Genomic DNA, 22,334 nt, shown 5'->3' with positions numbered 1-22,334 from the left:
CCAGGTAGCTCCGTTCATGAACAACGCGGCGCTGGTGGCGGGTGAAACCTCTGGCGACCTGCTGGCGGGTTTGTTGCTGGACGGCCTGCGCGCGCGTTGGCCCGATTTACACAGCATGGGCATTGGTGGCCCGCAGATGGCGCAGCGCGGGTTTGAGGCCTGGTGGCCACACGACAAACTGTCCGTACATGGTTTTGGCTGGGAGGTGTTGCGCCGTTACCGCGAGATCGTTGGCATCCGCAAACAACTCAAACAGCGCCTGCTGGCCAGCCCGCCCGATGTGTTCATTGGTGTGGATGCGCCTGACTTCAATCTGGACCTGGAAGCAGACTTGCGCGCACAGGGCATCAAGACCGTGCATTTTGTCTGCCCCTCGGTCTGGGCCTGGCGGCCTGAGCGGCTGGAAAAAATCAAACGCAGCGTCGACCACGTCTTGTGCATTTTTCCCTTCGAGCCTGAACTGCTGGCCAGCCACGGTATCGCCGCCACCTATGTCGGCCACCCGCTGACCCAGGTGATCCCGATGCAGCCAGACCGGGCGCAAGCCCGCGCCAAACTGGGTCTGGGCGCCGAGGGCAGGGTGGTGGCGATCCTACCGGGCAGCCGTGAGTCCGAGGTGCGCCATCTGGTGGATGTGTTCTTTCAGGCTGCAGCCCTTATCAAAAAAGCGCAACCAACTACACAATTTGTAGTGCCCGCGATACCCGAATTGCAACAACGTATCGATGCCGCCGCTACGGCTAGCGGTTTGGGCGAGGCCTTGAAAGTCGTGCGCGGGCAGTCCCACGCGGTGTTGGCCGCCTGTGATGTCACCCTGATCGCCAGCGGCACCGCCACGCTGGAGGCGGCTTTGTTCAAACGCCCGATGGTGATTGCTTACCGCATGGGTGCGCTGTCCTGGCAGATCATGCGGCGCAAGCAGCTGCAACCCTGGGTTGGCCTGCCCAACATCCTGTGCCGCGAGTTTGTGGTGCCCGAGTTGCTCCAGGACGCTGCCACACCGCAGGCCCTGGCCAAAGAAGTCTTGACCTGGCTCGACGCCGTAGCCCATGCGCCTGCGACAATCCAGCGCCTTGAAAACCGCTTTAGCGCGCTGCACGCCGAGTTGCAGCGCGACACCCCGACCCTTGCCGCCCATGCCATTGCCAGCATCCTCTAAACCCAGACCGCGCCGCGCTGTGCAGGACAGCATGCAACAAGTTGCTCTGCAGTGGGAAGCGCAGGGCCTGGTGGCCGGGGTCGACGAGGCGGGTCGGGGTCCCCTGGCTGGGCCAGTGATGGCTGCCGCCGTGATTTTGGATGATCAACATCCCATTGCCGGGCTGGCCGATTCCAAACAGCTCACCGCGCTCAAACGTGACCAGCTGTTTGATGAGATTCGTGCCAAGGCCCTGTGTTTTGCCGTGGCTCAGGCCACAGTGGAGGAGATCGACCAGCTCAACATCCTGCAGGCCACGTTACTGGCGATGCGCCGTGCGGTGCTGGGCTTGCGCCTGCCGCCTAAACTGGTGTTGGTCGATGGCAACCGCCTGCCGGTGCTGCCGATGCGTTGTGAAGCCATCGTCAAGGGTGACGCTCTGGTTGCTGCGATTTCGGCGGCGTCGATCCTGGCCAAGGTCACACGTGACCGCTGGTGTGACGAGGTTGAAGTTCACTATCCGGCTTACGGCTTTGCCCAGCATAAAGGTTATGGCACGGCGCAGCATCTGGCAGCCTTGCAGACCCATGGCGCCTGCCCCTTACACCGCAAAAGCTTTGCCCCGGTGCGTGAGGTACTGGCCGCCAGGGCAGAGCACAGCGCTCTGCCGGTGGCACAGCGTCCTGCCTCTTGCCGGGTCGAGCCTCTTGGTATGGATGCCTTGTTATGACGTCTTCAGCGCCCCATCCGCAGCTGATCAGCTCGCGCGACAACCCTTTGCTCAAGGAAGTCAAGCGCCTGGCGCATGGCAGCACCGATTACCGCAAGTTCGGTCGTTTCTGGGCTGAAGGGGACCACCTGGTGCGTGCCGCACTGCTGCGCGGTGTGCACCCGGCGATTGGCATTTTTTCAGAGTCTTTTTGGCCTTTAGCCCAAGAGAAATATGGGCAGGCTGCTGCAAAAAACATAGTAATTCCTGATGCGCTGTATGACGGCCTGAGTGCGCTGGAGTCACCTGCGCGCATGGGGTTTGTGTTTGACCTGCCGACTGCCGCTCCTATACAAGCGGAGCTGGCCACGGTGGTACTGGACCGGGTTCAGGACGCGGGCAACGTGGGCGCGATTCTGCGCAGTGCCTCGGCCTTTGGCTTCAAACAAATCATCGCGCTCAAGGGCACTGCGGCCTTGTGGAGTCCCAAGGTTTTGCGTGCTGGCATGGGCGCCCATTGGGGTCTGCACCTGTTGGAAAGTGCCGAACTGACGGCGCTTGATCAGCTCGATCTGCCGCTGCTGGTGACCAGTTCCCACCGGGGTGATTTCCTGCACCAGTTGCTGCAACAACGAGTGCTGCCCATGCCTTGTGTCTGGGCGCTGGGACATGAAGGGCAGGGGATTTGTGCGGAACTCGAAGCACGTGCCAACCAGCATGTGCGCATTGCCCAGCCCGGTGGTGAAGAATCTCTGAATGTGGCCACCGCAGCCGCGATTTGCCTGCACGCCAGTGCTACCGCCCAGCTCGGGTAAACCCTAGTAAAGCCCCTGTCCTGGCGGGGGGTGACAAGAGCTGTCGGCTATACTTGGGGGCTTTTTCGCACCCAAGTACGTTCCCAGACACACAAGCCCCAACCCTACCAAAAGCAAGCCAGGAGGTCACTCTTGAGTGTGTATGGGCGTACCCGCAACACTTTCGGAGAACCCAGTGCTTTTGTCTCTCAAGGGAAATACCCCACCCGCCATCCTGGCGCTCGCAGACGGCACGGTCTATGTCGGTCATGCCATTGGTGCCACTGGCGCCACCGTAGGCGAGGTGGTGTTCAACACCTCCATGACCGGTTACCAGGAAATCCTGACTGACCCGAGCTACTGCCAGCAAATCGTCACGCTGACCTACCCCCACATCGGCAACTATGGTGTCAACCCGCAAGATGTGGAGGCCAACAAGGTCCACGCAGCGGGCCTGATCATCAAGGATCTGCCGCTCCTGGCGTCCAACTTCCGTTCCACCCAGACACTCAGTGAGTATCTTGTGGTTGAAGGCACGGTCGCCATTGCCAACATCGACACTCGCCAGCTCACCCGTCAGCTGCGCACGCAGGGCGCACAAAACGGCTGCATCTTCGCGCTGGCTGCCGGTGAAACGGTCACCCCGGCCGTGATCGAGAAAGCCGTGGCACTGGCCAAATCTGCACCCAGCATGGCTGGAGCCGACTTGGCCAAAGTGGTGTCTGGCACCACGTCTTACGATTGGCTTGAGACCGAATGGCAGCTGTTTAACCCGGCCCTGGGCAATACCCCGGGTTATGGCACGTTGACCGAGCCGCGCTTTCATGTGGTGGCTTATGACTTTGGTGTCAAGAAAAACATCCTGCGTATGCTGGCCCAGCGCGGCTGCAAGGTCACCGTGGTGCCCGCGCAGACCTCTGCGGCGGATGTGCTTAAACACCAGCCTGACGGTATCTTCCTGAGCAACGGCCCGGGTGACCCGGAACCCTGTGACTACGCGATCACCGCTGCCGCCGAGCTGATCGAATCTGGTATCCCCACTTTTGGTATCTGCCTGGGCCACCAGATCATGGCGCTGGCCAGTGGTGCAAAAACCTTCAAGATGAAGTTTGGCCACCATGGCGCCAACCACCCGGTCAAAGACCTCGATAGCGGCCGTGTCTCGATCACCAGCCAGAACCACGGTTTTGCCGTGGACGAGAAAACGCTGCCGGCCAACCTGCGTGCCACCCATGTGAGTCTGTTCGACGGCACCTTGCAAGGCCTGGCGCGCACCGACAAACCGGCGTTCTGCTTCCAGGGTCACCCGGAGGCCTCACCCGGTCCGCATGACATTGGTTACTTGTTTGACCGCTTCATCGCGTCAATGGAGGCGCAGGCGTGAGTTTCTACGGCGTCACCGACCTGTGGACCTACGTGGTGGGTGCGTTTGGCATCATCCTGCTGCCTGGCCCGAACTCGCTGTATGTGTTGTCGGTCGCCACCGCGCGCGGCGTGCGTGCCGGTTACCAGGGGGCCTTGGGTGTGTTTGTCGGTGACACGGTGTTGTTGATCTGTACCGCACTGGGGGCGGCCAGTTTGCTGCGCACCCACCCGGCGCTGTTTTTGGTGGTCAAGTACGCTGGTGCGGCCTACCTGTTCTGGGTCGGGCTGAACCTGATGTGGGGTGCGCTCAAAGGGTTGCGGGCAAACAAGGACGTGGTGCAGGCCACGGTCTCAGCCTCTGCGCCTGCCACGGCGGCCACCGCAGCCCATCTGCAGCAGCCGTTTCGTCGGGCGCTGGTCATCAGCCTGCTCAACCCGAAGGCGATTTTGTTTTTGCTCTCATTTTTTGTGCAGTTCATCGACCCCACATACGCCCAGCCTGAGGTGCCGTTCCTGATTTTGAGCGCCATCCTGATGAGTTTCAGCGCCGCTTACCTGACGGCGCTGATTTTTGCCGGTGCCCGCCTGGCACAGACTTTTCGGCAGCGCAAGCGCCTGTCGTCTGGCCTGTCGAGTCTGGTGGGGGCTTTGTTTGTCTGGTTTGGTAGCAAGCTGGCGACCGCCAGTCTCAATTAAGTTGATATAAAAATAGGAGCTGTCAACCCTTTTATCCATTGGGCTAGAGGCAGTTTTAATAGAAAATTATGACAAAACGTACTGACATCCAAAGCATCCTGATCATTGGTGCGGGTCCGATCATCATCGGCCAGGCCTGCGAGTTTGACTACTCTGGCGTGCAGGCCTGCAAGGCGCTGCGTGAGGAGGGCTACAAGGTCATCCTGATCAACAGCAACCCGGCCACCATCATGACCGACCCGGCCACGGCGGACGTGACCTACATCGAGCCGATCACCTGGCAGACGGTCGAAAAAATCATCGCCAAAGAGCGCCCGGACGCGATCCTGCCAACCATGGGTGGCCAGACCGCGCTGAACTGCGCACTGGACCTGTGGCACAACGGCGTGCTCGACAAATACACCGGTGCCGCTACAGGCAAGCCGGTCGAGCTGATTGGCGCCACACCGGAAGCCATCGACAAGGCCGAAGACCGCCTCAAGTTCAAGGACGCGATGACCAAGATTGGTCTCGGTTCGGCCCGCTCTGGCATCGCCCACAGCATGGCCGAGGCCTGGGAGGTGCAGCGCACGGTTGGTTTCCCCACGGTGATCCGCCCCAGCTTCACACTCGGCGGCACCGGTGGCGGCATCGCCTACAACCCCGAAGAATTTGAAGTGATCTGCAAGCGCGGCTTGGAAGCCTCGCCCACCAATGAGTTGCTGATTGAAGAATCCCTGCTCGGCTGGAAAGAGTACGAGATGGAAGTGGTGCGCGACAAGGCGGACAACTGCATCATCGTCTGCTCGATCGAGAATTTGGACCCGATGGGCGTGCATACCGGCGACTCGATCACCGTGGCTCCGGCACAGACGCTGACCGACAAGGAATATCAGATTCTGCGTAACGCGTCTTTGGCGGTGCTGCGCGAGATTGGTGTGGACACCGGCGGCTCCAACGTGCAGTTCTCGATCAACCCGAAAGACGGCCGCATGGTCGTCATTGAGATGAACCCGCGCGTGAGCCGTTCCTCCGCATTGGCCTCCAAAGCCACCGGTTTTCCGATTGCCAAGGTGGCGGCTAAGCTGGCGGTGGGTTACACGCTCGATGAACTGCGCAACGAGATCACCGGCGGTGCCACGCCAGCCTCGTTCGAGCCGTCGATCGACTACGTGGTCACCAAGATCCCGCGTTTTGCCTTTGAGAAATTCCCGGCCGCCGACAGCCGCCTCACGACCCAGATGAAGTCGGTGGGTGAGGTGATGGCCATGGGTCGCACCTTTCAGGAATCGTTCCAGAAAGCCCTGCGTGGCCTCGAAGTCGGTGTGGACGGCATGAATGAAAAAACGCAGGACCGTGAGCTGCTCGAGAAAGAACTCGGTGAACCCGGCCCGGACCGCATCTGGTACGTCGGTGACGCGTTTGCTGCGGGCTGGAGTGTGGATGAGGTGTTTGACATCACCAAGATTGACAAGTGGTTTTTGGTGCAAATCGAGCAGATTGTCCAGCTGGAGCTGGAAATCGAACGCTTGCCACAACCTGCCGTGGGTACTGCGCTGGACAGCATTGATGCGGCCACCCTGCGTGCCCTCAAACAAAAGGGTTTCTCGGACCGTCGCCTGGCCAAGCAGTTCAAGACCACCGACACCGCTGTGCGCGCGCGCCGCCACGCCTTGGGTGTGCGCCCGGTCTACAAACGGGTCGACACCTGCGCCGCCGAATTTGCCACCAACACCGCCTACCTGTATTCCACCTACGAAGCCGAAGGCTCGGAATGTGAGGCGCAGCCCACCAACAAGAAAAAAATCATGGTGCTCGGTGGTGGCCCGAACCGCATTGGCCAGGGTATTGAATTCGACTACTGCTGCGTGCATGCCGCATTGGCGATGCGTGAAGACGGCTACGAGACCATCATGGTCAACTGCAACCCCGAAACCGTGTCCACCGACTACGACACCTCGGACAGGTTGTACTTCGAGCCGCTGACGCTCGAAGACGTGTTGGAGATCGTCGACAAGGAAAAACCGCACGGCGTGATCGTGCAATACGGCGGCCAGACGCCTTTGAAACTGGCGCTGGACTTGGAGGCCAATGGCGTGCCGATCATCGGCACCAGCCCCGACATGATTGATGCGGCCGAAGACCGCGAACGTTTCCAGAAGTTACTGAACGAACTCAAATTGCGCCAGCCGCCCAACGCCACCGCCCGTACCGAGGCAGAGGCCCTGGAAAAAGCGTCCGAACTGGGTTACCCGCTGGTGGTGCGCCCAAGCTACGTGCTCGGTGGCCGTGCCATGGAAATCGTGCACGAACAGCGCGACCTGGAGCGTTACATGCGCGAAGCGGTCAAAGTGTCACATGACTCGCCAGTGCTGCTGGACCGTTTCCTGAACGACGCTATCGAGTGTGATGTGGACGCGGTGCGCGACTCGGTAGGTCGGGTCTTCATTGGTGGGGTGATGGAACACATCGAACAAGCCGGTGTGCACAGTGGTGACTCGGCTTGCTCGTTGCCACCGTATTACCTGAAACAAGCCACCGTCGATGAGCTCAAACGCCAGACCGCAGCCATGGCCGAAGGCCTGAACGTGGTGGGTTTGATGAATGTGCAGTTTGCCATCCAGCAAAAGGATGGCCAGGACATCATCTTTGTGCTCGAAGTGAACCCACGTGCCTCGCGCACCGTACCCTTTGTCTCCAAGGCCACCGGCATCCAGTTGGCCAAGGTCGCTGCACGTTGTATGGTCGGCCAGACGCTTGATGCCCAAGGCATTGGCGCCGAGGTGCATCCTCCCTATTTCTGTGTCAAGGAAGCGGTCTTCCCGTTTGTCAAGTTCCCCGGTGTGGACACGATTCTTGGCCCGGAGATGAAATCCACCGGTGAGGTGATGGGTGTGGGCAAAACCTTTGGTGAAGCCTTTGTCAAGTCGCAGATGGGGGCCGGCTCCAAGCTGCCGCGTCCATTCAAGGCCGATGGTTCACCCAGTGGCAAGGTGTTTATCTCGGTCAAGGGCAGTGACAAGCCGCAGGCGATCGAGGTGGCACGGGCGCTCACTGCTATGAATTTTGCTGTGGTGGCCACCAAAGGCACGGCGGCATCCATCAACGCCGCTGGTGTGCCTTGTGCTGTGGTCAACAAGGTCACCGAAGGCCGCCCACATATTGTGGACATGCTCAAAAACGACGAGATTGTGCTGGTGATCAACACCGTGGAAGAGCGTCGCAACGCGATTGCCGACTCGCGCCAGATCCGCACCTCCGCGCTGCTCAACCGCGTGACCACCTTCACCACGATTGCCGGGGCCGAGGCGGCGGTGGAGGGCATGCGTTGTATGGACTCGCTGGATGTGATTTCGGTGCAGGAGATGCACGCGCAATTGAAGGGTTAAAAGAGTCGTCAACGCGCCCAATTCGCGGCATAATTGAACAACACCGCCGGACGGCAACGTTCGGCGGTTTCATTTTGGCTTGCGCAAAACCGTTCCCACAGTCTGCTCCCACCTGGCGGTACCCCTTGTGTCTGCCGGGGTGGTCTATCTGTTGGGAGGGTTGTGTGTGTGTCTGGTTGAACTATTTTTATAACGGAGCTTCACGTGGCGACACTTCCCATCACCAAACGCGGTGCAGACAAACTCAAAGCTGAGTTGCACCAACTCAAAGCCTTTGAACGTCCAGCGGTGATCAACGCGATTGCCGAAGCGCGGGCACAGGGTGATCTGAGCGAAAACGCCGAGTACGAAGCCGCCAAGGACAAGCAGGGTTTTGTGGAAGGGCGCATCCAGGAGATTGAAGGCAAACTCTCGGCTGCACAAATCATTGACCCAGCCGATTTACACGCCGATGGCCGTGTGGTGTTTGGCTCGACCGTCGCACTGGAAGACGAAGACACCGGCGACAAAGCCAGCTACCAGATTGTTGGGGAAGACGAAGCCGACATCAAACTGGGTCTGGTCAACGTCAACAGCCCGATTGCCCGTGCCCTGATTGGCAAAGAAGTGGGTGATGTGGCTGAAGTGCAAGCACCTGGTGGCCTGCGCCGCTGGGAAGTGATCAGCGTCAGCTACCTGTGATGGTCTTGGCCTGGTTGTTCCAGCAGGTGAAAGCAGGCCTTTGTTCATGAGAGATTTTTTACCTCGCTCCTCGGTCTGGGTTGCGGCCCTGTGGTGGGGCAGCCTGACCACGGTGGCTGGGTATGTTGTGCCAATGTTGTTTGCCCACCTGCCGAGCCCGGCCATGGCGGGCAACATGGCGGCCAAGCTGTTCACCGCACAGACCTGGGTGGCGCTGGTGTGTGGCCTGTTGCTGTTGATGGTTTCAAGGTCAAATCAGCCTCTGGCCCAGGTAGAGCAAGCGCAGTCTGCTATTGTTTATATAGTGTTTGGGATGTTGCTGGCCTTGTTGTCAGAGCTGGCCGTGGCGCCACGCATCGTGGCACGCCAGAATTTGCCGCTGTGGCACAGCGTGGGTGTGGGGCTTTACATTGCACAGTGGCTGTGTGCAAGCCTCACGTTCAAGAAGCTGCTTGGCAGAGCCGGTTGATCAGAGAAGTTGGGTGTAGAGCGATCCGTGGGGTGCACGGATCGCAGCGTTAGCAAACGCCGATGAGCGCAGCGGCTCAGTTCTGGTTGCGTTTTTTGATGCTGATGGGTTTCTTTTTGGCGCGTTTGATCTGGCCACCGGAGGTCAGGCGCTGGTTGCCCAGTACACGCAGGGTTTTGACTTCGGGGCGTTGGCCGCCGCGTTTACTGAACTTGAGGACTTTCACATCCTTGGGGCCAGGCATACGGTCTTCGTCAACGGTTTTTTCGCGCTCGGGCATGGGCCGCCAGAGCACCAGCAGTTTGCCGATGTGCTGGATCGGCGCCGCGTTCAGTTCGTCGGCGAGGGTGGCAAACATGGTTTCGCGGGCGGCGCGGTCATCGGAAAACACCCGCACCTTGATCAGCCCGTGGGCATTCAGGGCGGCATCGGTTTCTTTTTTGACGGCAGCAGTCAGGCCGTCACCACCGATCATGACCACGGGGTCGAGGTGGTGCGCGTCGGCGCGGTGTGATTTGCGCTGGGCAGGGGTCAGTAATATTTGAGGCATGGCCGTATTATCGGCGAGATACACAAAATGAAATCAGCAGTTAAAAGCAGCAAGGTCAATCGCGCGTGGCTCAATGACCACGTGAACGATACCTACGTCAAATTGGCCCAAAAAGACGGTTATCGGGCGCGGGCGGCCTACAAACTCAAGGAAATTGATGAGAACCTGCACCTCATCAAACCCGGGCAACTGGTGGTGGATCTGGGGTCCACACCGGGCGCCTGGAGCCAGTATGTGCGGCGCAAGATGTCGCCCAAGTCGGCGCAGGGCGGGGGCGCCGCTGCGGGGCAACTCAATGGCCGCATCATTGCACTGGACATCCTGCCGATGCAGCCGATTGAAGACGTGTTGTTCATCCAGGGTGATATCCGTGAAGATGATGTGCTCGCTGAACTGGCTGGTCATCTACAGGGTCAACTGGCTGATCTGGTGATCTCGGATATGGCGCCTAATCTGTCGGGCATTGATTCAGCCGATGCTGCCCGTGTTGAGCATCTGGTGGAACTGGCGCTTGAATTTGCGCAGTTGCACCTGAAACCACAAGGGGCCTTGGTGGCCAAGGTGTTCCACGGGGGCAGTTATGACAGCCTGGTCAAACGCTTTCGCGAGATGTTTGTCACTGTCAAGTGCATCAAGCCCAAGGCATCACGAGACCGTTCGTCCGAGACTTTTCTGGTGGGGATGGTGCAAAAAAATGCTGCATTTCCATGTGCTCGCTGAGGATGATCCCTTCTCGGTGCTGGTTGCCAGCAGCTGAAAAGCCTAGAATTGTGCCCTTGAGTTTTTAACGCCTGTCATGCGTTTTTATTGGAGCTTCGCTTGAACAATCCATGGTTTTCAAAAATTGCGGTCTGGCTGGTTATCGCGATGGTGTTGTTTACTGTTTTCAAACAGTTTGACACCCGTCCGGCTGCCGGTGCCTCGTATGTAGGCTATTCCGATTTTCTGGATGAAGTTCGCAACAACCAGATCAAGAGCGCGGTCATTCTGGAAGGGCAAAACGGCACGGAAATTGTGGCCACCACCAGTGATGACCGCCGAGTCCGCACCACCGCCACTTACCTGGACCGCGGTCTGGTGGGAGACCTGATTGCCAATGACGTCAAGTTTGATGTGCGTCCCAAAGAAGAGGGCTCGCTCCTGATGACCCTGCTGGTCAGCTGGGGCCCGATGTTGTTGTTGATCGGCGTCTGGGTGTATTTCATGCGCCAGATGCAAGGCGGTGGCAAGGGCGGAGCGTTCAGCTTCGGCAAAAGCAAAGCCCGTCTGCTCGATGAAAACACCAACACCGTGACTTTTGCCGATGTGGCTGGTTGTGACGAGGCCAAGGAAGAAGTCAAGGAAGTGGTTGACTTCCTCAAAGACCCGGCCAAGTTTCAGAAGCTTGGCGGTCGCATTCCGCGCGGTCTGCTGCTGGTGGGCCCGCCCGGCACCGGTAAAACCCTGCTGGCCAAGAGCATCGCCGGTGAAGCCAAGGTGCCATTTTTCAGCATCTCGGGTTCTGATTTTGTCGAGATGTTTGTGGGCGTGGGTGCCTCCCGGGTGCGTGACATGTTCGAAAACGCCAAAAAGAACGCACCTTGCATCATCTTCATCGATGAAATTGATGCGGTCGGCCGCCAACGTGGCGCAGGCCTGGGTGGTGGCAATGACGAACGTGAACAAACCCTCAACCAGATGCTGGTTGAAATGGACGGTTTCGAAACCAACCTGGGCGTGATTGTGGTGGCTGCCACCAATCGCCCCGACATTCTGGACGCTGCATTGTTGCGTCCGGGCCGTTTTGACCGCCAGGTGTATGTGACCCTGCCCGACATCCGTGGCCGGGAACAGATTCTGAACGTGCACATGCGCAAGGTGCCGGTCAGCGCCGATGTGAACCCCGGCGTGATTGCCCGTGGCACACCCGGCATGAGTGGTGCGGACCTGGCCAACCTCTGCAACGAAGCTGCCTTGATGGCGGCACGACGCAACGCCCGCACGGTGGAGATGCAGGACTTCGAGAAGGCCAAGGACAAGATCCTGATGGGCCCCGAGCGCAAGAGCATGGTCATGCCCGAGGAAGAGCGCCGTAACACCGCGTACCACGAGTCGGGTCACGCTTTGATTGGCAAGTTGCTGCCTAAATGTGACCCGGTACACAAGGTCACCATCATCCCGCGTGGCCGCGCTCTGGGCGTGACCATGAGCCTGCCCGCGCAAGACCGCTACAGCTACGACAAGGAGTTCATGCTCAACCAGATCAGCATGTTGTTTGGTGGCCGGATCGCTGAAGAAGTGTTCATGAACCAGATGACCACCGGTGCCAGCAATGACTTTGAGCGCGCCACCCAGATCGCCCGCGACATGGTGATGCGTTACGGTATGACGGCGGCCTTGGGTCCGATGGTCTATGCCGAGAACGAAGGCGAAGTGTTCCTGGGCCGCTCGGTGACCAAAACCACCAACATGAGTGAAGAAACCATGCAGAAGGTGGATGCCGAAGTGCGCCGCATCATTGACGAGCAGTACGCCCTGGCGCGTCGCCTGATCGAAGAACATAGCTCCAAGATGCACGCCATGGCCAAGGCCTTGCTGGAATGGGAAACCATCGACAGCGAGCAACTCGACGACATCATGGCTGGCAAGGAGCCACGTCCGCCCAAGGACTGGACACCGCGTATGCCAACGGCTGGTTCAGACACTGGCAGTGGCGGTACTCCCGCTGTGAAAACAGACGCAGCGCCTCACGCGGCCTGATCTAAGCAGATTAAAAAAAACGGGGCGCGAGCCCCGTTTTTTATGGACTATGTATTGGCAAACCACCCGCTTCCAGATTGACCTGAGCGCCCCGAAGGTGATGGGCATCGTCAACGTCACGCCCGATTCCTTCTCGGATGGTGGCCACCATGACAGCACAACAGCGGCGCTGCGGCATGGCGAGTTGCTGCTACGCGACGGAGCCGATATCCTGGACATTGGTGGTGAATCGACGAGGCCCGGTGCGCCACCTGTGGGATTGGCGGAGGAACTGGCACGGGTTGTGCCGGTGGTCAAAGAGGCCGTCAAATTGGGTGTGCCGGTGTCGGTGGATACCTACAAACCGCAGGTCATGAAGGCTGTACTTGACCTAGGGGCCGACATCATCAACGATGTGTGGGCCTTGCGCTGGCGTGATGCGCAGGGTCTGGCCGATGCCACATGGGTCGTGGCGTCGCACCCGAATTGTGGTGTGTGCTTGATGCACATGCACCTGGAGCCACAAACCATGCAAGTTCAGCCCATGCAGGCTGATGTGGTTCCCCAGGTACTCTCGTTTCTGGAGCAATCAGCTCAGGTTCTATGCGGGCTAGGGGTTGAAAAGACCAGAATTTTGCTGGACCCGGGCATCGGCTTTGGCAAAACCGTGGCGCAGAATTTTGCGCTGCTGGCTCGCCAGTCCGAGCTGCTCGTAGCAGGCTACCCCTTGCTGGCGGGTTGGTCACGCAAGTCGTCACTGGCGGGCATGACAGTGCGCGCAGATCAGGGCGAGAAGCTCGCGCCCCAGGAGCGGCTGGCACCCAGCCTGGCGGCTGTTCTGTGTGCTGTGCAGCAGGGAGCGTCAGTGGTGCGTGTGCACGATGTCAAGGAAACCGTGCAGATTTTGAAGGTGCTCGAGGCGATAAGATCAACCCAACTCACTCCGATGGATTCACAAGGACACACCGCTTCATGACGCGTCAATATTTTGGAACCGATGGCATTCGTGGCACCGTGGGGCAAAGCCCTATCACCGCCGATTTTGTGTTGCGTCTGGCGCATGCTGTGGGGCGCGTGCTCAAACGCTCCGAGGCGCGGCCCACCGTGCTGATTGGCAAGGACACCCGCATCTCGGGCTACATGCTGGAGAGTGCGCTGGAGAGTGGCTTCAACTCGGCCGGTGTCGACGTGGTCTTGCTTGGCCCTTTGCCTACACCCGGCGTGGCCTACCTGACCAGGGCGCAGCGCGCCTCTCTGGGCGTTGTGATCAGCGCCAGCCACAACCCGTTTGATGACAACGGCATCAAGTTCTTCAGCGCCCAGGGCACCAAGCTTTCCGACGAATGGGAGCGTGATGTGGAAGCGGTTCTGGCGATGGAGCCGGTTTGGGGGGATTCGGCCAATCTGGGACGTTCACGTCGCCTGGATGACGCCGCTGGTCGTTACATCGAGTTCTGTAAAAGCACCTTCGCCAACAACCTGACGCTCAAAGGGATGCGCATCGTGGTCGATGCCGCCCATGGCGCCGCCTACAACATCGCGCCCAAGGTGTTCCATGAACTGGGTGCTGAGGTGATTGCCATCGGCTGTGCGCCCGACGGTCTCAACATCAACCGTGGCGTGGGCGCCACCCATCCCGAGGCGCTGGTGGAGGCCGTCAAGGCACACCGGGCCGACATGGGCGTGGCACTCGATGGTGACGCCGACCGGCTGCAGATTGTGGATGCCCAAGGGCGGCTGTACAACGGTGACGAGTTGCTCTACCTGATGGTCGATGACCGGCTTCGTCGTGGTGAACCGGTGCCGGGTGTGGTCGGCACCTTGATGACCAATATGGCGGTGGAACTGGCCTTGATCGCACGTGGTGTGGCTTTTGTACGCGCCAAGGTGGGTGACCGTTATGTGCTCGAAGAGCTCGAAAAAAACCAGTGGTTGCTGGGTGGTGAGGGTTCCGGGCATTTGCTGGCACTGGACAAACACTCCACAGGTGACGGTCTGATTTCTGCCCTGCAGGTGCTGCAAACCGTGGTGCGCAGCGGCCAGAGCTTGGCTACCTTGGTCAAGGAGGTGGTGCTATTTCCCCAGACCATGATCAATGTGCGCCTGCAACCGGGTCAGGACTGGAAGGCCAGTCCGCAGCTGGCACCGGAGACCCGTGCGGTCGAGGCCGAATTGGGCCAAAGCGGGCGGGTGCTGATCCGTGCCAGCGGTACCGAGCCCCTGGTGCGCGTCATGGTCGAAGCGCGTGACGCCACCCAAGCCAAGGCATGCGCCCAACGTATTGCCAAAACCCTTGCAGCCTGAGATCAGCCAATGAGTCGCACCCCGAACTTGCGCCTGTGTCGCGCCGCCTACACCAACCCGATCCATGCGTCTGCCCTGGTGGGTTTGCTGGATGCTTACGCCCAAGACCCGACCGGTGGTGGCGAGCCTTTGTCAGCCTTCACCAAGGCCAATTTGCCTGCCGCTTTGCAGGCGCGCCCCACAATTTTCAGTGTGCTGGCGTTTGATGATGCGCAAGCGGGTTTGCCCGTGGGCCTGGTCAACTGTGTTGAGGGTTTCTCGACCTTTGCCTGCCAGCCGCTGGTGAATATCCACGATGTGGTGGTGGCCGCCAGCCACCGTGGGCTGCGTATTGCGGAGCAGATGCTGGCCTTGGTGGAGCAGCTCGCGCGTGAGCGCGGTGCCTGCAAACTGACGCTGGAAGTGCTCTCGGGCAATGCACCGGCAGCCAAACTGTATCGGCGCATTGGGTTTGACAACTACCAGCTTGAACCCAGCATGGGCCACGCTCAGTTCATGCAGAAGTGGCTCTGAAGCCACCAGCAAGCACACACCATGTCTTGGCTCAACAAACTTCCGGGTTATCAGAGAACGCCTTACGGTTTTGAGTGGCGTTTGCTCAAACGCTTGCCACAGGTTCTGTTGGCTGGCACGGTCTTACCTGCGCTAGCGGCCTGGCTGGCGCGGTTTTTGCTGACGCAGGGCAGTGCCTCCGAAATTGAACGACATGTTCAGGCGTTTGATTTCTTGATGGTGGGCATCGTGGCTTTTGTCTGGACGGCTGTTTTGACCGTTGGCATTGGCTGCATCATTGTCTGGCTGATGAAAGGGCCAGCGTATGTGGCTGATGGCTACGAGGTGTCGCACAGCGACAAACCCAAGCTCTGACCCCGAGGCTGTTGTGTAACGGTAAATAACCATTGTTACAAAGTGGGTTTGGTCACATGGCTGAGTTGCCCTTAAAGTGCAAGCAACATGCTGTTCAAGAAATTACTAAAACGTCAAGAGTCCGTGCCGGTCAAAGGGGGCAAAGGATCAGCTGTTTCTGAGAACCTTGCCAGCAACCCCGCAGACAACACCCTGCCAGAACGGCGGCGTTTTCCGCGCCCCATGCCCATCCCCGAGGTGATTGAGCACGATTGGGACGTCTGGGTGGATCTGACGAAAGATAAAACCTCTAAAAAATCAAATTAAGGCCGCATCATCCATGGACAGGCCGATGAACCATCGAAACAACAGGTTATATTGGGTCTGTTCCATGAGCATGCGCTCTGAGCGGATGCTGTAGAAAATTTGCAGGAGCATGGCACGCAACAACTTCTCTGGCGCAATGCTGGGTCGCCCGCCTTTGATGATGGCGACGTACATGCCTGAGAGCAGTGGTTCGATGTTCTTCAAGGCTTGGTTGACCATCTTTCGCACGGGACGCAGCGGGTGGCTAACTGGAACGAAGTCATCCAGACGGCGCATCGTGAACAAGCTCTCTGTGAAGGTGTCGGCGCCGCGCATGCTCGGTGTCTTTTGTCTCGGGTGGAGGGGGTTGTGGCTACGCCGCTTCAAACTTTACCGCTCAGGGGGGGTATTTCAGTAGCCTGCTAGCTGTCTGTCTGGAACAGAGACACTCAGAAACAGCCCCAGACCTGGTTTGCCAAGGTCAACATGAAGTCGGGCTGGCCATACAAAGCAAACACCAGCGCCAGCAGCCCGAGCATCAGGGCGTACCCCAGGAGTTTGATGGCGGGTTTCATGGTCTCATGCGGCCTGTGGCGCGGGGGTGCGCACAATCGCCGCTTCTTTGATCGGCAGGTTCACCAGCGCGGCCAGCACCCCCAATGCAATGGCGATGTACCAGACGATGTCGTAACTGCCGGTGCGGTCATACAACCAGCCGCCGAGCCAGACCCCCAGAAACGAGCCGATCTGGTGGCTGAAAAACACAAAACCACCCAGCATCGACAAATGCGCCACCCCAAAAATCTGCGCCACCGCCGCATTGGTGGGCGGCACGGTGGACAGCCACAGCAGGCCCATTACCGCTGAAAAAACGTAGACGCTTAACGGTGTCAGCGGCACCAGTAAGAAGACACTGATCACCACCGCACGCGCCAGGTAAATGAAAGCCAGGATGTGTCTCTTTTGCAGGCGTTGCCCCAGCACGCCGGCGGCATAGGTGCCAAACACGTTGAACAAGCCAATCAAGGCCAGCGAATAACTGGCCACCTGGGGCGACAGGCCATGGTCCTTGAGGTAGCTTGGCATGTGCACACCAATGAACACCACCTGAAAGCCACACACAAAATACCCGGCCATGAGCAGCTGGAAGCTGCGGTAGTGCAGAGCCTCACGCAGCGCCTGCAGGATCGACTGCTCACGGAAATGTCCGGCGCCACCCCGGGCATCGGGTTCACGCAGCCCCCAGGCCAGCGGAAGCAGCACCAGCGCGGCCAGCGCCAGGGTGACCAGTGCGTTCTGCCAACCCAGTTGGTTGATCAGGAAACCTTCGGTCGGCACCATCAGAAACTGGCCAAACGAGCCCGCGGCAGCGGCAATGCCCATGGCCCAGGAGCGTTTGCTGGCCGGCACATTGCGGCCAATCACGCCGTAGACGATGGCGTAGGTGGTGCCGGCCTGCGCCAACCCAATCAACACCCCGGCGGTTAATGAAAAAGCCAGCGCCGTGGTGGCATACGCCATACCCAACAAACCCAGCGCATACAGCAGGGCACCAGCCACAATCACGCGAAAGGCGCCAAACCGGTCTGCCAACATGCCGGCAAAAATGCCAGCCACGCCCCACACCAGATTCTGGATCGCCAACGCCAGGGCAAAGGTTTCACGGCTCCAACTCTGCGCCTGTGTGATCGGTTGCAACCACAGGCCAAAACCGTGGCGGATGCCCATCGAAACGGTCACGATGGCGGCACCACAGATCAGAATTTGGGTGAGGGAGAGTTTGGGGCTGTGTTCAGACATCGCTGGAATATAGCCAATTGGCATGAAACCAGTCACATCCGGGTTAAGGGCTCAGCCGTTTGGGTTTAAAAGCCTGTTTTTGTATCCAGTGGATTGCCGGCCCATGACTACAATCACGGGCTATGGCTACCAAACCCAACTCTGAATACTCTGAAGGCTCGATCCGCGTTTTGAAAGGGCTCGAGCCCGTCAAACAGCGTCCGGGCATGTACACCCGCACCGACAACCCGCTACACATCATCCAGGAAGTGCTGGACAACGCGGCCGACGAAGCGCTGGCCGGACATGGCAAAAAGATCAAGGTCACGGTGCATGGCGACGGCTCAGTCAGCATCGAGGACGATGGCCGCGGCATCCCGTTTGGCCTGCACCCGACCGAAAACGCACCGGTGATTGAACTGGTGTTCACCCAGTTGCACGCCGGTGGCAAGTTCGACAAAGGTACTGGCGGCGCTTACAGCTTCTCGGGTGGTTTGCATGGTGTGGGTGTCAGTGTGACCAATGCCTTGAGCAGCCGTCTGGAGGCCACCACCTACCGTGAGAGCCAGGTGGCGCGGCTGGTGTTCTCGGGCGGTGATGTGATTGAGCCGCTGGAAGTGCGGCCAGCGGGGGACGGCGAACGGCGCAGCGGCACGCTGGTGCGGGTCTGGCCCGATGCCAAATATTTCGAATCGATGGCGCTGCCGATGGCGCACCTGGAGCACCTGTTACGCAGCAAAGCCGTGTTGATGCCCGGTGTGACGGTGACCCTGACCCAGGAGAAGACCAAGGACACCCAAACCTGGCTGTTCAAAGGGGGTCTGCGCGACTACCTGACCCAAACCCTGAACGGTGAACCGGTGATCCCGCTGTTTGAAGGGGATGGTTTTGCCGACGCCCAAAACGACAGTTTTGCCGATGGCGAAGGTGCCGCCTGGTGTGTCGCCTTCACCGAAGATGGCCAGCCGGTGCGTGAAAGTTATGTCAACCTGATCCCGACCACCGCCGGAGGCACCCACGAGTCCGGCCTGCGCGACGGCCTGTTTACCGCCGTTAAAAGCTTCGTCGAGATGCATTCCTTGCTGCCCAAGGGCATCAAGCTGTTGCCCGACGACGTGTTTGCACGCGCCAGTTATGTGCTCTCGACCAAGGTGCTGGACCCGCAGTTCCAGGGCCAGATCAAGGAGCGCCTCAACTCGCGCGACGCGGTGCGGCTGGTGTCGAGTTTTGTGCGCCCGGCGCTGGAGTTATGGCTCAACCAGAACGTGGAACACGGCAAGAAGCTGGCCGAACTCGCGATCAAGGCCGCACAAAGCCGCCAGAAGGCCAGCCAGAAGGTCGAAAAACGCAAGGGCTCAGGCGTGGCGGTGTTGCCCGGCAAGCTGACCGACTGCGAAAGCCGCGATATTCTCGAGAACGAAATGTTCCTGGTCGAAGGTGACTCGGCCGGTGGCAGCGCCAAGATGGGCCGCAACAAGGAAAGCCAGGCCGTGCTGCCGCTGCGTGGCAAGGTGCTCAACACCTGGGAGGTCGAGCGTGACCGCCTGTTTGCCAACAACGAAATCCACGACATTGCGGTGGCCATTGGGGTCGACCCGCATGGTGCCAACGATGCACCGGACTTGAGCGGTTTGCGTTACGGCAAGATCTGTATCCTGAGTGATGCGGACGTGGACGGCTCACACATCCAGGTGCTGTTGCTGACCCTGTTTTTCAAACACTTCCCCAAGCTGGTGGATGCCGGTCATATTTATGTGGCGCGCCCGCCCTTGTTCCGGGTCGATGCACCTGCGCGTGGCAAAAAGCCCGCGTCCAAGGCCTATGCGCTGGACGAAGGTGAGCTGACGGTGATCCTGGACAAGTTACGCAAGGAAGGTGTGCGTGAAGGCGCCTGGACCATCAGCCGTTTCAAAGGTCTGGGTGAAATGAATGCCGAACAACTGTGGGACACCACCCTGAACCCCGACACCCGGCGTCTGCTGCAGGTGGGGCTGGGCGGGCTGGATACCACACAGACCGCCGAGCTGATGACCAAGCTCATGGGCAAGGGTGAAGCCGGTGCCCGGCGCGACCTGATGGAGTTGCACGGCGATTCGGTGGAGCTGGATATTTAGTCTTTTTTGCCACCAGCCCTTATAAGTAAAGGGCTAAAAGCTACAACAGTTAGAGCAGATCACAAGAGTTCCCCATGACCGACATCATTCTGATAGACCCACCCCAACCGATCCAGCCCGAGCCGGACGAGACCCCCAGCCTGGCCAGTTACGCCCAGCGCGCTTACCTGGAGTACGCGCTCAGTGTGGTCAAGGGCCGCGCCTTGCCCGATGTGTGTGACGGCCAGAAGCCGGTGCAGCGGCGCATTCTTTATTCGATGTCGCGCATGGGTCTTGGTTTTGGTGGTGCCAATGGCAACACTGGCGCCAAGCCGGTCAAGTGTGCCCGCGTGGTCGGTGATGTGCTGGGCCGTTACCACCCGCACGGCGACAGTGCGGCGTATGACGCGCTGGTGCGTATGGCGCAGGACTTTTCGCAGCGCTACCCGCTGATCGACGGCCAGGGCAACTTTGGCAGCCGGGACGGCGACGGTGCCGCCGCCATGCGTTACACCGAAGCGCGTTTGGCCAAGATCACCAGCCTGTTGCTCGACGAAATTGACGAAGGCACGGTCGACTTCACGCCCAATTACGACGGAAGCACCGAAGAGCCGCGCCAGTTACCCGCGCGCCTGCCGTTTGCGCTGCTCAACGGCGCCAGCGGTATTGCGGTCGGTTTGGCCACCGAAATCCCGAGCCACAACCTGGGTGAAGTAGCACAAGCCTGTGTCGCCCTGATCAAGAACCCCGAGCTGAGTGACGAGGACTTGTTCACGCTGGTGCCGGGGCCGGATTACCCCGGTGGTGGTCAGATCATCAGCAGCGCGGGTGAGATTGCCGAGGCGTATCGCACAGGCCGGGGCTCGCTCAAATGCCGTGCACGCTGGAAGATCGAAGACCTGGCGCGAGGCCAGTGGCAACTGGTGGTGACCGAGTTGCCGCCCGGTGTCAGCACCCAGCGCGTTTTGGAAGAGATTGAGGACCTGAGCAACCCCAAGGTCAAGGCCGGTAAAAAGGCGCTCACGTTGGAGCAGAACCAGCTCAAGGCCACGCTGCTCTCGGTGCTCGACGGGGTGCGCGACGAGTCCAGCAAAGATGCCGCCGTGCGCCTGGTGTGTGAACCCAAAACCAGCCGCATTGGCCAGCAGGAGCTGATCAACACCTTGCTGGCGCACACCAGCCTGGAGACCACCAGCCCGATCAACCTGACCATGATTGGCCTGGATGGCCGACCCACACAGAAATCGCTACGCCAGATGTTCACCGAGTGGATTGCGTTCCGCCAGACCACGATAGAGCGGCGTTCTCAGCATCGTTTGAACAAGGTGCTGGAGCGCATCCACATTTTGGAGGGTAGGGTGCTGGTCTTGCTCAACATCGACGAGGTGATTGCGATCATCCGCCAGAGTGACGAGCCCAAGGTCGCGCTGATCGAGCGCTTCCGACTATCAGAACGCCAAGCCGAAGACATCCTCGAAATCCGGCTGCGTCAGTTGGCCCGATTGGAGGCGATCAAGATCGAGCAGGAGTTGACGGGTCTGCGCGGTGAGCAGCAAAAGCTTGAAGAATTATTGGGCAGCCCGGCTGTGTTGCGCCGCCTGATGGTCAAGGAGATCGAGGCGGATGCCAAAACCTTTGCCGACCCACGCCGCACGCTGATCCAGGCCGAGAAGAAAGTCGTGCTCGAAGTCAAGGTGGTTGATGAGCCGGTGACCGTGGTGGTCAGCCAAAAAGGCTGGGTGCGTGCGCAAAAAGGCTGGGCCAAGGAACGCACGGCAGGTGCAGCAACGGCCGGTGCCGCGCAGCCGGAATACACCTTCAAGGCTGGGGATGCCTTGTACGGCACGTTTGAATGCCGCACCATCGACACCTTGCTGGCCTTTGGCTCCAATGGCCGGGTCTATTCGGTGCCGGTGTCGCTGTTGCCGGGTGGCCGGGGTGACGGCCAGCCGATCACCAGCCTGATCGAACTGGAAGCGGGCACCCAGCTGCTGTATTACTTTGCTGGGCCGATGAGCGCCACACTGCTGCTCTCCAGTTCTGCCGCTTATGGTTTCCTGGCGTCTGTTGAGAACATGGTCAGCAAATTCAAGGCGGGCAAGGCCTTTGTCACGGTGAACGACGGCGAAGTGCTGTGTGCGCCTTCGGTGGTCGCTTGTGAGGCGGGATCGACGCCGTGGCCAGCCGCCAGCCATGTGGCCTGTGCCTCGGTGGGTGGGCGGATTCTGACTTTTGAGATCAGTGAACTCAAAACCATGGCCAATGGCGGACGTGGTCTGATGCTGATTGACCTGGAAGACAAGGACTCGCTGGCTGGTGCCTGCGCCTACAACCGAAGCGTGCGCATCGACGGCATCGGTCGTGGTGGCAAGGTGCGCGATGAAACCCTGGAGATCCGTAGCCTCAACAACGCCCGGGCCGCACGGGCGCGCAAGGGCAAGCTGGCGGACCTGGGCTTCAAACCGGCGTCGGTGACACGGGTCGAGTGATCTGACAGCCAGTTGTCATACCAGGCTGC

Annotated in this window: 20 protein-coding genes and 1 pseudogene; 17 read left to right on the top strand and 4 right to left on the bottom strand. The window is 59.6% G+C overall.

The features are described from left to right. Window positions 1-16: 16 nt before the first annotated feature. From lpxB to FDG13_RS15885, 8 genes are all read left to right on the top strand, one after another. Complete coding sequence (gene lpxB, locus FDG13_RS15920) at window positions 17-1,159, top strand: lipid-A-disaccharide synthase (RefSeq protein WP_180129897.1); 1,143 nt, start codon at window positions 17-19, stop codon at window positions 1,157-1,159. A gap of 31 nt (window positions 1,160-1,190) precedes the next feature. After that, window positions 1,191-1,868: a ribonuclease HII gene (gene rnhB, locus FDG13_RS15915; RefSeq protein WP_180129893.1), complete on the top strand. Its 678-nt coding sequence runs from the start codon at window positions 1,191-1,193 to the stop codon at window positions 1,866-1,868. Beyond that, window positions 1,865-2,662, top strand: a complete 798-nt coding sequence (locus FDG13_RS15910) for an RNA methyltransferase (protein ID WP_180129888.1) — start codon at window positions 1,865-1,867, stop codon at window positions 2,660-2,662. Before rnhB ends, FDG13_RS15910 begins: the two co-directional genes overlap by 4 nt. Before the next feature lie 175 nt (window positions 2,663-2,837). Further along, window positions 2,838-4,025 carry a glutamine-hydrolyzing carbamoyl-phosphate synthase small subunit gene (gene carA, locus FDG13_RS15905; RefSeq protein WP_180129883.1) on the top strand — a complete coding sequence of 396 codons (1,188 nt, stop codon included), beginning with the start codon at window positions 2,838-2,840 and terminating at the stop codon, window positions 4,023-4,025. Beyond that, entirely contained in the window at window positions 4,022-4,702 is a 681-nt protein-coding gene (leuE, locus tag FDG13_RS15900; RefSeq protein ID WP_078363241.1) for a leucine efflux protein LeuE, read from the top strand. Before carA ends, leuE begins: the two co-directional genes overlap by 4 nt. Window positions 4,703-4,770: 68 nt before the next feature. Further along, window positions 4,771-8,070, top strand: coding sequence for a carbamoyl-phosphate synthase large subunit (carB, locus tag FDG13_RS15895; protein WP_180129865.1), 3,300 nt, complete (start codon window positions 4,771-4,773; stop codon window positions 8,068-8,070). Window positions 8,071-8,274: 204 nt separating this feature from the next. Beyond that, window positions 8,275-8,751 carry a transcription elongation factor GreA gene (gene greA / locus FDG13_RS15890; RefSeq protein WP_078363239.1) on the top strand — a complete coding sequence of 159 codons (477 nt, stop codon included), beginning with the start codon at window positions 8,275-8,277 and terminating at the stop codon, window positions 8,749-8,751. Between the two features lie 46 nt (window positions 8,752-8,797). Further along, the gene (locus FDG13_RS15885) at window positions 8,798-9,220 is read left to right on the top strand and encodes a DUF4149 domain-containing protein (protein WP_180129845.1); all 423 of its coding nucleotides are present in this window, start codon (window positions 8,798-8,800) and stop codon (window positions 9,218-9,220) included. Window positions 9,221-9,296: 76 nt separating this feature from the next. Here FDG13_RS15885 and FDG13_RS15880 read toward each other — a convergent pair whose 3' ends face one another. After that, entirely contained in the window at window positions 9,297-9,770 is a 474-nt protein-coding gene (locus tag FDG13_RS15880; RefSeq protein ID WP_078363237.1) for a YhbY family RNA-binding protein, read from the bottom strand. Window positions 9,771-9,797: 27 nt separating this feature from the next. On the opposite strand from FDG13_RS15880, the gene FDG13_RS15875 reads away from it, so the two are divergent. The 7 genes from FDG13_RS15875 to FDG13_RS15845 all read left to right on the top strand — a co-directional run bounded on the left by FDG13_RS15875 (window position 9,798) and on the right by FDG13_RS15845 (window position 15,965). Further along, window positions 9,798-10,490 carry an RlmE family RNA methyltransferase gene (locus tag FDG13_RS15875; RefSeq protein ID WP_180129842.1) on the top strand — a complete coding sequence of 231 codons (693 nt, stop codon included), beginning with the start codon at window positions 9,798-9,800 and terminating at the stop codon, window positions 10,488-10,490. Window positions 10,491-10,589: 99 nt separating this feature from the next. After that, window positions 10,590-12,509, top strand: a complete 1,920-nt coding sequence (gene ftsH / locus FDG13_RS15870) for an ATP-dependent zinc metalloprotease FtsH (protein ID WP_078363235.1) — start codon at window positions 10,590-10,592, stop codon at window positions 12,507-12,509. 49 nt (window positions 12,510-12,558) lie between these two features. Then, complete coding sequence (gene folP, locus FDG13_RS15865; protein ID WP_180129840.1) at window positions 12,559-13,464, top strand: dihydropteroate synthase; 906 nt, start codon at window positions 12,559-12,561, stop codon at window positions 13,462-13,464. Next, window positions 13,461-14,792 carry a phosphoglucosamine mutase gene (gene glmM / locus FDG13_RS15860; protein ID WP_180129837.1) on the top strand — a complete coding sequence of 444 codons (1,332 nt, stop codon included), beginning with the start codon at window positions 13,461-13,463 and terminating at the stop codon, window positions 14,790-14,792. Before folP ends, glmM begins: the two co-directional genes overlap by 4 nt. A 9-nt stretch (window positions 14,793-14,801) precedes the next feature. Beyond that, a complete protein-coding gene (locus FDG13_RS15855) occupies window positions 14,802-15,305 on the top strand; it encodes an N-acetyltransferase (protein WP_180129834.1) in 504 nt (167 codons plus the stop codon). Window positions 15,306-15,326: 21 nt separating this feature from the next. Continuing rightward, window positions 15,327-15,659, top strand: coding sequence for a hypothetical protein (locus FDG13_RS15850; protein ID WP_180129830.1), 333 nt, complete (start codon window positions 15,327-15,329; stop codon window positions 15,657-15,659). An 87-nt stretch (window positions 15,660-15,746) separates the two neighbouring features. Continuing rightward, a complete protein-coding gene (locus FDG13_RS15845) occupies window positions 15,747-15,965 on the top strand; it encodes a hypothetical protein (RefSeq protein WP_180129827.1) in 219 nt (72 codons plus the stop codon). On the opposite strand, the pseudogene FDG13_RS15840 reads toward FDG13_RS15845, so the two are convergent. From FDG13_RS15840 to FDG13_RS15835, 3 genes and pseudogenes are all read right to left on the bottom strand, one after another. Next, window positions 15,960-16,280, bottom strand: a pseudogene (locus FDG13_RS15840) (transposase); the annotation flags it as partial. The gene FDG13_RS15845 and the pseudogene FDG13_RS15840 overlap by 6 nt on opposite strands. Window positions 16,281-16,393: 113 nt before the next feature. Further along, window positions 16,394-16,519, bottom strand: a complete 126-nt coding sequence (locus tag FDG13_RS21195; protein ID WP_255435294.1) for a hypothetical protein — start codon at window positions 16,517-16,519, stop codon at window positions 16,394-16,396. 4 nt (window positions 16,520-16,523) lie between these two features. After that, the gene (locus FDG13_RS15835; RefSeq protein WP_180129823.1) at window positions 16,524-17,744 is read right to left on the bottom strand and encodes an MFS transporter; all 1,221 of its coding nucleotides are present in this window, start codon (window positions 17,742-17,744) and stop codon (window positions 16,524-16,526) included. A 122-nt stretch (window positions 17,745-17,866) separates the two neighbouring features. Between FDG13_RS15835 and FDG13_RS15830 the strand changes: the two genes are divergently transcribed. After that, on the top strand, window positions 17,867-19,837 hold the full coding sequence (locus FDG13_RS15830) for a DNA topoisomerase IV subunit B (protein WP_180129819.1): 1,971 nt from the start codon (window positions 17,867-17,869) through the stop codon (window positions 19,835-19,837). Window positions 19,838-19,911: 74 nt separating this feature from the next. After that, window positions 19,912-22,305, top strand: coding sequence for a DNA topoisomerase IV subunit A (gene parC, locus FDG13_RS15825; RefSeq protein WP_180129814.1), 2,394 nt, complete (start codon window positions 19,912-19,914; stop codon window positions 22,303-22,305). Window positions 22,306-22,334: the final 29 nt, after the last annotated feature.

Origin of the sequence: Rhodoferax sp. BLA1, assembly GCF_013416775.1 — a bacterium.
Taxonomy (GTDB): Bacteria; Pseudomonadota; Gammaproteobacteria; order Burkholderiales; family Burkholderiaceae_C; genus Rhodoferax.
The sequence above is the reverse complement of the archived record's forward strand: the minus strand, read 5'-3'. Positions and strand labels throughout refer to the sequence as shown.